This window comes from Aquabacterium sp. A08 (assembly GCF_011742065.1).
In genome coordinates this window covers 1-10,676 of the sequence record NZ_JAAQQT010000541.1, presented here as the reverse complement: position 1 = coordinate 10,676, position 10,676 = coordinate 1, and the positions used below count along the sequence as shown (strand labels likewise).

Annotated in this window: 12 protein-coding genes; 7 read left to right on the top strand and 5 right to left on the bottom strand. The window is 69.1% G+C overall.

Annotated elements, in window-relative coordinates; genetic code table 11:
- Window positions 1-150: 150 nt before the first annotated feature.
- The 3 genes from HA630_RS04530 to HA630_RS04520 are packed head-to-tail and all read left to right on the top strand — an operon-like array spanning window position 151 to window position 3,279.
- A complete protein-coding gene (locus HA630_RS04530) occupies window positions 151-1,536 on the top strand; it encodes an adenylosuccinate synthase (RefSeq protein WP_166832722.1) in 1,386 nt (461 codons plus the stop codon).
- Between the two features lie 16 nt (window positions 1,537-1,552).
- On the top strand, window positions 1,553-2,077 hold the full coding sequence (locus HA630_RS04525; protein ID WP_166832720.1) for a phosphoribosyltransferase: 525 nt from the start codon (window positions 1,553-1,555) through the stop codon (window positions 2,075-2,077).
- The gene (locus HA630_RS04520) at window positions 2,065-3,279 is read left to right on the top strand and encodes a PLP-dependent transferase (protein WP_166832718.1); all 1,215 of its coding nucleotides are present in this window, start codon (window positions 2,065-2,067) and stop codon (window positions 3,277-3,279) included. The genes HA630_RS04525 and HA630_RS04520 overlap by 13 nt, the downstream gene beginning before the upstream one ends.
- On the opposite strand, the gene mnmH is transcribed toward HA630_RS04520, so the two are convergent.
- Together mnmH and HA630_RS04510 are read right to left on the bottom strand one after the other, a co-directional pair.
- The gene (mnmH, locus tag HA630_RS04515) at window positions 3,255-4,328 is read right to left on the bottom strand and encodes a tRNA 2-selenouridine(34) synthase MnmH (protein WP_166832715.1); all 1,074 of its coding nucleotides are present in this window, start codon (window positions 4,326-4,328) and stop codon (window positions 3,255-3,257) included. The two genes, HA630_RS04520 and mnmH, sit on opposite strands and share 25 nt — an antisense overlap.
- 6 nt (window positions 4,329-4,334) lie before the next feature.
- Window positions 4,335-4,937, bottom strand: a complete 603-nt coding sequence (locus tag HA630_RS04510) for an arylesterase (RefSeq protein WP_166832724.1) — start codon at window positions 4,935-4,937, stop codon at window positions 4,335-4,337.
- Window positions 4,938-4,991: 54 nt separating this feature from the next.
- Here HA630_RS04510 and HA630_RS04505 point away from each other — a divergent pair, with 54 nt between their 5' ends.
- Both HA630_RS04505 and rlmB read left to right on the top strand, forming a co-directional pair.
- Entirely contained in the window at window positions 4,992-5,690 is a 699-nt protein-coding gene (locus tag HA630_RS04505; protein WP_166832713.1) for an ABC transporter ATP-binding protein, read from the top strand.
- 29 nt (window positions 5,691-5,719) lie between these two features.
- Entirely contained in the window at window positions 5,720-6,466 is a 747-nt protein-coding gene (rlmB, locus tag HA630_RS04500; protein ID WP_101046703.1) for a 23S rRNA (guanosine(2251)-2'-O)-methyltransferase RlmB, read from the top strand.
- Between the two features lie 4 nt (window positions 6,467-6,470).
- Here the strand turns inward: rlmB and HA630_RS04495 are convergent, their stop codons facing one another.
- The 3 genes from HA630_RS04495 to fabG are packed head-to-tail and all read right to left on the bottom strand — an operon-like array spanning window position 6,471 to window position 8,395.
- Window positions 6,471-7,061: a chromate transporter gene (locus tag HA630_RS04495; RefSeq protein ID WP_166832711.1), complete on the bottom strand. Its 591-nt coding sequence runs from the start codon at window positions 7,059-7,061 to the stop codon at window positions 6,471-6,473.
- A gap of 7 nt (window positions 7,062-7,068) precedes the next feature.
- Window positions 7,069-7,647: a chromate transporter gene (locus HA630_RS04490; protein ID WP_166832709.1), complete on the bottom strand. Its 579-nt coding sequence runs from the start codon at window positions 7,645-7,647 to the stop codon at window positions 7,069-7,071.
- 4 nt (window positions 7,648-7,651) lie between these two features.
- The gene (gene fabG / locus HA630_RS04485) at window positions 7,652-8,395 is read right to left on the bottom strand and encodes a 3-oxoacyl-ACP reductase FabG (RefSeq protein ID WP_166832707.1); all 744 of its coding nucleotides are present in this window, start codon (window positions 8,393-8,395) and stop codon (window positions 7,652-7,654) included.
- A 225-nt stretch (window positions 8,396-8,620) separates the two neighbouring features.
- Here fabG and phaR point away from each other — a divergent pair, with 225 nt between their 5' ends.
- Complete coding sequence (phaR, locus tag HA630_RS04480) at window positions 8,621-9,133, top strand: polyhydroxyalkanoate synthesis repressor PhaR (RefSeq protein WP_166832705.1); 513 nt, start codon at window positions 8,621-8,623, stop codon at window positions 9,131-9,133.
- Window positions 9,134-9,174: 41 nt separating this feature from the next.
- The gene (rimO, locus tag HA630_RS04475; protein WP_166832704.1) at window positions 9,175-10,596 is read left to right on the top strand and encodes a 30S ribosomal protein S12 methylthiotransferase RimO; all 1,422 of its coding nucleotides are present in this window, start codon (window positions 9,175-9,177) and stop codon (window positions 10,594-10,596) included.
- Window positions 10,597-10,676 lie beyond the last annotated feature (80 nt).

Below are 10,676 nucleotides of genomic sequence, written 5' to 3'. Positions count from 1 at the left end.
GAAACCGTGGTCTGCGCCTTGCCCGGCCCCGGCCACGAGGTCGACGAATTCCACTGCAACCGCACCCTGGTGGAGCGTGCAGGTGCCTGGGTGGTGGAGCCGATGTCGGCCTGACCCCCTTCCATCTCCCTACAGTTTGAACGGTACAAGATGAAACACACTTTCCAAGCCCCCGCCGGGCGCAACGTCGTGGTCGTGGGCACCCAGTGGGGTGACGAGGGCAAGGGTAAGCTGGTCGACTGGCTGACCGAAACCGCCAAGGGCGTGGTGCGTTTCCAGGGCGGCCACAACGCCGGGCACACGCTGGTCATCAACGGCGTCAAGACGGCGCTGCACCTCATCCCCAGCGGCATCATGCGCCCGGGCGTCAAGTGCTACATTGGCAACGGCGTGGTGCTGTCGGTGACCAAACTGCTCGAAGAAATTGCGGGCCTGGAAAAAGCCGGCGTGGAGGTGCGTTCGCGCCTGCGCGTCAGCGAAGGCTGCCCGCTGATCCTGCCCTTCCATGCCGCCATCGACGTGGCGCGCGAAGCCGCCAAGGTCAAAGCCGGGGTGGAGAAGATCGGCACCACCGGCCGCGGCATCGGCCCGGCCTACGAGGACAAGATCGCCCGCCGCGCCCTGCGTGTGCAAGACCTCAAGCACCCCGAGCGTTTCGCCGCCAAGCTGCGCGAACTGCTGGACCTGCACAACCACCTGCTGGTGAGCTACCTGGGCTCGGCCACCATGGACTGGGGCCCGGCCTTTGAAGGCTTCATGCAGAACGGCCAGATCCAGTTCGACGCGGTGTTCGAGCAGGCGATGCAGCAGGCCGAGCAGCTCAAGCCCATGATCGCCGACGTCTCGCGCGAACTGAACGAGGCCCACCGGGCCGGCGTGAACCTGCTGTTCGAAGGCGCCCAGGGCACCTTGCTGGACATCGACCACGGCACCTACCCCTTCGTCACCTCGAGCAACTGCGTGGCCGGCAACGCCGCCGCCGGCGCCGGCGTGGGTCCGGGCATGCTGCACTACGTGCTGGGCATCACCAAGGCCTACTGCACCCGCGTGGGTGGCGGTCCGTTCCCGACCGAGCTGGACTGGGAAACCGAAGGCACGCCGGGTTACCACATGGCCACCGTCGGCGCCGAAAAAGGCACCACCACCGGCCGTTCGCGCCGCTGTGGCTGGTTCGACGCCGCGCTGCTCAAGCGCTCGGCCCAGGTCAACGGCCTGTCGGGCCTGTGCATCACCAAGCTCGACGTGCTCGACGGCCTGTCCGAACTGCAGCTGTGCGTGGGCTACAAGCTGGACGGCGAGATCATCGACATCCTGCCCATGGGCGCCGACGAGATCGCCCGCTGCGAACCGATTTACGAAACCCTGCCGGGCTGGAGCGAGTCGTCGGTCGGCGTCACCGACTACGACCGGCTGCCCGCCAACGCCCAGCACTACCTGAGCCGCATCGAGGCGGTGACGGGCGTGCCGGTGCATGTCGTGTCCACCAGCCCGGACCGCGACCACACCATCCTGTTGCACCACCCCTACGCCGGCTGAAGGCTCGGAGACCGCCATGCTGACCGAAGACGGTAAACACCTGTACGTGTCCTACGACGAGTACCACAAGCTGATCGAAAAGCTCGCCATCCAGGTGCACCAGTCGGGCTGGGCCTTCGACACCATCCTGTGCCTGGCCCGGGGCGGCATGCGGCCCGGCGACATCCTCAGCCGGATCTTCGACAAGCCGCTGGCGATCATGTCCACCAGCTCCTACCGCGCCGAGTCCGGCACCCAGCGCGGCGAACTGGACATCGCGCGCTACATCACCACCCCCAAAGGCTCCATCGCGGGGCGGGTGCTGCTGGTGGACGACCTGGCCGACTCAGGCCACACGCTGCGGGCGGTGATCGAACTGCTCAAGAACAACTACCCGCCCATCACCGAGCTGCGCAGCGCGGTGATCTGGACCAAGCAGGTGTCGGTGTTCACGCCCGACTACTCGGTGGAATTCCTGGCCACCAACCCCTGGATTCACCAGCCCTTCGAGGCCTACGACAGCATGCGTCCGGCGCAGCTGTTGGCCAAATGGAAGATCTGAGCCCCGACGCTTCGGTCGGCCCGGCCACCCGGCTGGTGCAGCACCGCTACCGCCCGCCGGCCGACTTCGAGGCCCCAGCCCCGGGGGTGCACAAGGCGTCCACCGTGTTTTTCCCCAACGTGGCGGCCGTGCGCCAGCGCGAGTGGAAAGACAAGTCGGCCTACACCTACGGCCTGCACGGCACGCCCACCACCTTCACCCTGGAAGCCCGCATTGCCACCCTAGAAGGCGGGCAGCACTGCGTGCTGGCCCCCAGCGGGCTGGCGGCCATGGCGCTGGTGGACATGGCCTTCCTGAGCGCCGGCGACGAAGTGCTGCTGCCCGACAACGCCTACGGCCCCGGCAAGTCGCTGGCCGCGGCCGAACTGGCGCGCTGGGGCATCGCCCACCGCTGTTACGACCCGATGCGGCCGGACCACCTGGCCAGCCTGATCGGCCCCGCCACGCGGCTGGTCTGGCTGGAAGCGGCCGGCTCGGTGACGCTCGAATTCCCCGATGTGCCGGCCCTGGTGGCCGTGGTGCGCCAGGCCCAGACCGCCCGGGGTCCGGGGGCGCGGGCCATCGTCACCGCCCTGGACAACACCTGGGGCGCGGGCGTGGCGTTCGTCCCGTTCGACCTGGGGGTGGACATCTCCCTGCAGGCCCTGACCAAATACCCCAGCGGCGGCGGCGATGTGTTGATGGGCTCGGTGGTGACGCGCGACGATGCCTTGCACCGCCAGCTCTTGCTCACCCACATGCGGCTGGGCCTGGGCGTGGGGGCCAACGACGCCGAAGGGGTGCTGCGCGGCCTGCCGTCGCTGCTGCTGCGTTACCACGCGCAAGACCGCAGCACCCGCGCCTTGGCCACCTGGATGGCCGAGCAGCCCGGCGTGGCCCGCGTGCTGCACCCGGCCTTGCCCGGATCGCCCGGCCATGCCCACTGGCTGCGCGACGCGCGCGCCGCCGCCGCCCTGTTCAGCGTGGTCTTTGACGACGCCGTGGGCGCGGCCCAGGTGGACGCTTTCTGCGACCGACTCCGGCGCTTCCGGCTGGGCTACAGCTGGGCCGGCCCGGTCAGCCTGTGCATGCCCTACGAACTGGGCCCGATGCGGGAGTTGCCTGGCCCCCACCCGGCGCGCCTGGTGCGCTTGGCGGTGGGCCTGGAGGACGTGGCCGACCTGCAGGCCGACCTGGCTCAGGCGCTGACCGCCGTGTCCTGAGCCACCAGTTCGCGGGCCAGGGCCTGCAACGCCGCGGTCGAGCGGTCGGGCAGGGTGCAGACGGTGGCCGCGCCGAATTGCACGAAATTGCGGCGGATGGAGGCCGCATAGACCGGGTCGTAGTGTCGGGTCAGCAGTTCGCGCACCACCGCCGGCGACTGGCCGGCGCGCACCTGGGCCTGCCAGTCTTCGATCACCGCACGCCCCTGCAGCTGGGTCAGGGCGTCCAGGCGGCGGCAGAAAAAGTCCGGGTCCTGCAGGAAGAAGGCGTAGTCCTCCAGCAGCAGCGCCACCCGTTCCTCGTCCGGCAGCTGCAGGTCCAGGCAGGGGCTGGCGCGCATGGCGTCCATCAGCGCGTCGGGCACCCGCAGGTTGCCCACTTTCTTGCTTTCGCTTTCCACGTACACCACCCGGTCCGGGTCGAAGCCACGCAGCCGCGCCCAGACCAGGCTGTCGAAGTGTTTCTGGCTGGGCTGGGGCTGGCCGGGCACCAGGCCCAGCACCGAGCTGCGGTGGCAGGCCAGGGCCTCCAGGTCCAGCACCTGCGCCCCCGCGTCGGCCAGGGCGTGCAGCAGGCGCGTCTTGCCCGAGCCGGTGGGGCCGCACACCACGCGGTAGCGCAGCCGCTGGGCCAGGCCGGGCAGGCTCTCGAGCAGGGCGCCGCGCCAGGCCTTGTAGCCGCCCTCGATCAGGGTGACCTGAAACCCGATGGCGCTGAGGATGGTGGCCAGTGCCCCGCTGCGGTTGCCGCCGCGCCAGCAATAGACCAGAGGTTTCCAGCCCTTGGGCTTGTCGATCACCTCGCGTTCGATGTGGGCGGCGATGTTGCGGGCCGACAGGGCCGCCCCGCGCTTCTTGGCCTCGAAGGCGTTGACCTGTTTGTACATCGTGCCGATGACGATGCGTTCCTCGTTGTTCAACGTGGGCCAGTTGACCGCCCCGGGCAGGTGATCCAGGGCGTATTCGTCTTCGGTGCGGGCGTCGATGACGGTGTCGAAATCGCCCAGACGGGCGGGCACGTCGGCGGCGGGCAGGGTGTGCAGGGGCATGGGGTGTCAGCGGCGGGGCAGGAGCTTGCGCAGTTCGGGCCAGACATTGTCCAGCATCCGCGGCTGGGCCTCTTCGTTGGGGTGGATGCGGTCGGCCTGGAACAGGGCCACGGGGTCGGGGCCGTCGGCCACCCCGCGTAGGAAAAACGGCACCAGGGCGGACTGGGTCTGGCGCGCCACATCGGTGTAGAGCCGGCGGAAGTCGGCCGCATAGCGGGCGCCGTAGTTGGGCGGCATCTCCATGCCCAGCAGCAGCACGCGGGCGCCGGCGCTGCGGCCGGCCTCGGCCATGGCGGTCAGGTTCTGCCGCGTCATCTCCAGCGGCAGGCCGCGCAGCGCGTCGTTGCCGCCCAGCTCGATCACCACCACCCCCGGCCGATGCTGTTCCAGCAGGGCGGGCAGGCGCGAGCGCCCGCCCGAGGTGGTGTCGCCGCTGACGCTGGCGTTGACCACCCGCCAACCCGGCACGGCGCTGGCCAGGCGCTGCTCCAACAGGGCCACCCAGCCGCTGCCGCGGCGCAGGCCGTACTCGGCGCTCAGGGAGTCGCCCACCACCAGCACCGTCGGCGTCGGGGCGGCCCGCGCCGGGGCGGATAACCCCAGCCCCATGGCCAGGGCGGTGAACGCGGTAAAGTGTCTGCGGTTCAACTCGAAAAGCCTTTCATGTCGGATGTGATGATTGCGGCCCAGCAGGTCTCGAAATCGGTGCGCGACGCCACCGGCACGCTGGACATCCTGCGCGGGGTGGACTTCGTGCTGCACCGCGGCGAGACGGTGGCCATCGTCGGCGCGTCCGGCTCGGGCAAAAGCACGCTGTTGTCCATTGTGGCCGGGTTGGACACGCCCACGGCGGGAACGGTTCACATCGACGGCACCGATATTTTTGCCCTGGACGAAGACCAGCGCGCCGCGCTGCGCGCGCAAAAGGTGGGATTCGTGTTCCAGAGCTTCCAGTTGCTGGGCAACCTGACCGCGCTGGAAAACGTGATGCTGCCGCTCGAACTGGCCGGTCGGCGCGACGCCCGCGCCCTGGCCACCCAGATGTTGCAGCGCGTCGGCCTGGGCGAGCGCCTGGGGCATTACCCCAAGGTCTTGTCGGGCGGCGAGCAGCAGCGCGTGGCCCTGGCGCGCGCGTTTGTGGTGCGGCCTGCCGTGCTGCTGGCCGACGAGCCCACCGGCAGCCTGGACTTCGCCACCGGCGAGCGCATCATGCAGCTGATGTTTGAATTGAACCGCGAGCAGGGCACGACGCTGGTGCTGGTCACGCACGACCCCGCCATTGCGCAACGCTGCGAACGCCGCATCACCGTGGAAGCCGGGCGGGTGTCGGCCGAGCCGCCACGGCAGCCGGTCGGCGCCTGAAGCGGCGCTTGGGGGGATAATTCCCCCCCATGTCTTCACCCAAAGTCCTGTTCGGCTTCCACGCGGTCGGCGTGCGCCTGAAAACCGCCCCCGCTTCCATCATCGAGATCTACTTCGACCCGACGCGCCGCGACGCGCGCATGAAGCAGTTCCTCGACCGCGCCAAAGAGGCCGGCGCCCGCCTGATCGAAGGCGACAGCCTGCGCATCGCCAAACTGGCCGGCAGCCACGGCCACCAGGGTGTGGCCGCGCGGGTGAACCCGGTGGAACAGGCCCGTTCCCTGGACGACCTGCTGGACCAACTGGAGCAGGGCGAAGGCATTGCCCCTTTGCTGTTGGTGCTGGACGGCGTGACCGACCCGCACAACCTGGGCGCCTGCCTGCGCGTGGCCGACGGCGCCGGGGCCCAGGCGGTGATCGCGCCCAAGGACCACGCCTGCGGCATCAACGCCACCGTGGCCAAGGTCGCCAGCGGCGCGGCCGAAACCACCCCGTACTTCATGGTGACCAACCTGGCGCGCACCCTCAACGAGCTGAAGGAGCGCAACATCTGGATCATCGGCACCAGCGACGACGCCCCGAAAACCATTTACCAGGTGGATCTGAAAGGCCCGGTGGCCTTGGTGCTGGGGGCCGAAGGCCCGGGCATGCGCCAGCTCACCCGCAAGACCTGCGACGAGCTGGTCAGCATCCCCATGCGCGGGGCGGTGGAAAGCCTCAACGTGTCGGTGGCCAGCGCGGTCTGCCTGTACGAAGCCCTGCGCCAGCGCAGCTGAGGCGTCAAACCCAGCCCAGCGCGCCCAGCACGGCCCCGGCGGCCAGCAGCCAGAGCAGCGGCCAGCGCGTCTTCCACACGGCCAGTGTGGTGGCGGCGCCCAGGGCCCAGAGTGGGCCGTCGCGCAGCGGGTCGTCGTGGGCGGCGATCAGGAGCCAGCCGGTGGCCACCAGCAGCGCCACCACGATCGGGGCCATGCCCTGCTTGAAGGCGCGCACACCGCGCCGCTCGCGGTGGCGGTGGGCCCAGCGCCCGGCCAGGTAGGCCAGTGTGGACGAGGGGATGAGGATGGCCGTCAGGCTGAGCCCCACCCCCAGCAAACCCAGCGGCCAGGCCGCCATGCCCGCGGCCGTGCCACCGGCGGCGTTGACCCCCACCGACCAGCCCATCAGGGCCACGAACAGCACGTTGGGCCCTGGGGCCGCCTGCGCCAGTGCGATGGCGGCGGTGAACTGCGCGTCGCTCAGCCAGGCCTGCTGCGCCACCAGAAAACGGTGCATGTCCGGCGCGGTGGTGATGGCGCCGCCCACCGCCAGCAGCGACAGCAGCAGGAAGTGGCTGAACAGGGTCCACCAGTCGAGGGCGTGCAGGGTCATGTGGCGATCAAGGCAGTGGCGCGGCGGTCTGCTGGCGGCCCAGGCAGCGCCAGGCCCACCCGCCCCCGAGCGCGCCCAGCCCCAGCAGCACCCACAGCAGCGGCAGCCGCCACACGGCGATGCCGGCGAAGGCGGCCACGGCCAGCAGCGCGCAGGCGCCGCGCCCCATGGGGTTGTGCCGCAGGGCCGCGGCCAGTTTCAGGCCGGTGCCGGTGACCAGGCCCGCCGCCACCGCGCCCATGCCGCGCAGGGCACCCTGGGCAGCGGCGCTGTCGGCCACCGACGCAAAGCCCACCGCCAGCACCAGCACCACCACCAGCGGGGCGGCCAGCATGCCTGCCAGGGCCGCCAGCGCCCCGGTCCAGCCAAAGTAGCGCCCGCCGATCATCAGCGACAGGTTGACCACGTTCGGCCCCGGCAGGATCTGGGCCACGGCCCATTCTTCCACGAACTGCTCGCGCGTCATCCAGCGTTTTTTTTCCACCAGCTCGCGCTGCACGACGGCCAGCACCCCCCCAAAGCCCTGCAGGGCCAGCCAGGTGAAGGACCAGAACAGGTCGGCGCGGGAACGGGGCTGCGCGGTCACGGCCTCAGACCGTCATGCCACCGGCCACCTCCAGCACGGTGCCGTTGATGTAGCTGGCCTCGTCGCTCGCCAGAAAGGCGTAGGCGTTGGCAATCTCCTCGGGCTGCCCCAGGCGGCGCAGCGGCACCTTCTGGGCCATCTCTTCCATCACCTTGGCCGGAATGGTCTCCAGGATGGGGGTGCTGATGAAGCCCGGCGCCACCGCGTTCACCCGCACGCCCTTGGGGCCGAGTTCGCGGCTCCAGGTTTTCGTGAAGCCGATCACCCCGAACTTGGTGGCTGCGTAGTTGGTCTGGCCGAAATTGCCGTAGATGCCGACCACGCTGGAGGCGTTGAGGATGACGCCGCTGCCCTGCGCCACCATGGTGTCGGCCACGGCCTGGGCGCAGTGGAAGACGCCGCGCAGGTTCACGTCCACCACGCGGTCGAACTGCTCCAGCGTCATTTTCTGCAGGCGTGCGTCCTGGGTGATGCCGGCATTGTTGACCAGCACGTCGATGCGGCCGAAACGCTCCTTCACCGCCGCCACCACCGCGTCCACCATGGCGCGCTGGGTCACGTCCATGACATAACCGGCGGCGGTGGCACCCAGGGCCTGGCAGCGCGCGACCACCTCGTCCACCGCGGCCTGGCGCACGTCGCAAACGACGACGGTGGCGCCTTCGCGGGCGAACTTGAGCGCGGTGGCCGCGCCAATGCCCTGGGCCGCGCCGGTGATGATGCAGATCTTGCCTTCGAGTCGTTTCATGGTGTGTTCAGGAGGGGTGGAAGGTCGTGTGGCCCACCATCTTACGGCCTGGGTGCCCACCCCGGGGGCGCTGGCGTTGCGCGAGCGACAACCCACACGTTTTGAGGGGTGTGGCTGGCCCGACCGCGCCCATTGGCCGGCGGCTGCAATTCCTTTCTACAATGTCAACACCATCCAACGGTCTGCGGGCAGGCGCTCGGCGGGCTTTACACAGGAGCGAGATCAGTGCAAACGAAAGAGGCCGACCCTTCGGCCGCCGCCGGCAAGCCCCTGCGCGTCATCAAAAAGTACCCGAACCGCCGGCTCTACGACACCGACACCTCGGCCTACATCACCCTGGCCGAGGTCAAGGCCCTGGTCATGCGCGCCGAGCCCTTCGTGGTGCGCGACGCCAAGACCAACGAGGACCTGACCCGCAGCATCCTGCTGCAGATCATCCTGGAAGAAGAAACCGCCGGGGTGCCGCTGTTCTCCGAGAACATGCTGGCCAACATGATCCGTTTCTACGGCCATTCCATGCAGGACTTCATGGGCTCCTACCTGGACAAGAACCTGCAGATCTTCATGGAAATGCAGCAGAAAATGACCGACCAGGCCAAGGGCCTGACGCCGGAGTTGTGGCAGCAGTTCATGAACGCGCAGACGCCGCTGATGATGGGCAACTACTTCACCCAGTCCCAGAACGCCTTCACCCAGATGCAGGAGCAGATGCTCAACGCCCTGGGCGTCAAGCGCTGAGTGACCGTGCCGGCGCGGGCCGGACCTGAGACAATCGGGGGATGAGCGACACCATCTCCCCCGCCGCCCCCGTGGCGCCCACGTCCGCCCCCAAGGTGGGCTTCGTCAGCCTCGGGTGCCCCAAGGCCCTGACCGACTCCGAACTGATCCTCACCCAGCTCAGCGCCGAGGGTTACGAAACCAGCAAGACCTTCGCCGGCGCCGACCTGGTCATCGTCAACACCTGCGGCTTCATCGACGACGCCGTACAGGAAAGCCTGGACACCATCGGCGAGGCCCTGGCCGACAACGGCAAGGTGATCGTCACCGGCTGCCTGGGCGCCCGCGAAGGCGAGGGCGGTGGCAATCTGGTGCGCCAGATGCACCCGAGCGTGCTGGCCGTCACCGGCCCGCACGCCACCCACGAGGTGATGGAAGCGGTGCACCAGCACCTGCCCAAGCCGCACGACCCCTTCCTCGACCTGGTGCCGCAGCGCGCGGCCAACGCGGTCGCCGGCGTGGGCATCAAGCTCACCCCGCGCCACTACGCTTATTTGAAAATCAGCGAAGGCTGCAACCACCGCTGCACCTTCTGCATCATCCCGTCGATGCGCGGCGACCTGGTCAGCCGCCCGATCGGCGAGGTGCTGACCGAGGCGCGCAAGCTGTTCGAGGGCGGCGTGAAGGAACTGCTGGTGGTGAGTCAGGACACCTCGGCCTATGGCGTGGACCTGCAGTACCGCACCGGCTTCTGGGACGGCAAACCGGTCAAGACCAAGCTGTACGACCTGGTGCGTGCCCTGGGCGAACTGGCGCGCCAGCACGGCGCCTGGGTGCGTCTGCACTACGTCTACCCCTACCCGCACGTGGACGACGTGATTCCCCTGATGGCCGAGGGCCTGTGCCTGCCCTACCTGGACGTGCCGCTGCAGCACAGCCACCCGGACGTGCTCAAGCGCATGAAGCGCCCGGCCAGCGGCGAGCGCAATCTGGAGCGCATCCAGCGCTGGCGCGAGGTCTGCCCCGAACTGGTGGTGCGCAGCACCTTCATCGCCGGCTTCCCCGGCGAAACCGAGGCCGAGTTCCAGCACCTGCTCGATTTTGTGGCCGAGGCCCAGATCGACCGGGCCGGTTGCTTTGCCTATTCGCCGGTGCAGGGGGCCGCGGCCAACGACCTGCCGGGCGCCTTGCCCGACGCGGTGCGTGAAGAACGCCGGGCGCATTTCATGGCGTTGGCCGAGCGCGTGTCGGCCGAGCGTCTGCAACGCCGCGTCGGCGCCACCATGCAGGTGTTGGTGGACCAGGCGCTGAGCCTGGGCAAAAAGGGTGGGGTGGGGCGCAGTTACGCCGACGCCCCAGAAATCGACGGCCAGGTGCGGCTGCTGCCGCCCGAAAAGGCCAGCAAGACCTACAAGGTGGGCGACTTCATCAAGGTGCGCATCGTCGGGGCCGATGGCCACGACCTGGTTGGTCAGCCGGTGTGAGCGCGTGGGCGGGGCGCCGGCAGGCGCTCTGCCTGATGCAAAGGTGGACAAGCCCAAACCCGGGCCAGAAAGCAAAAAAG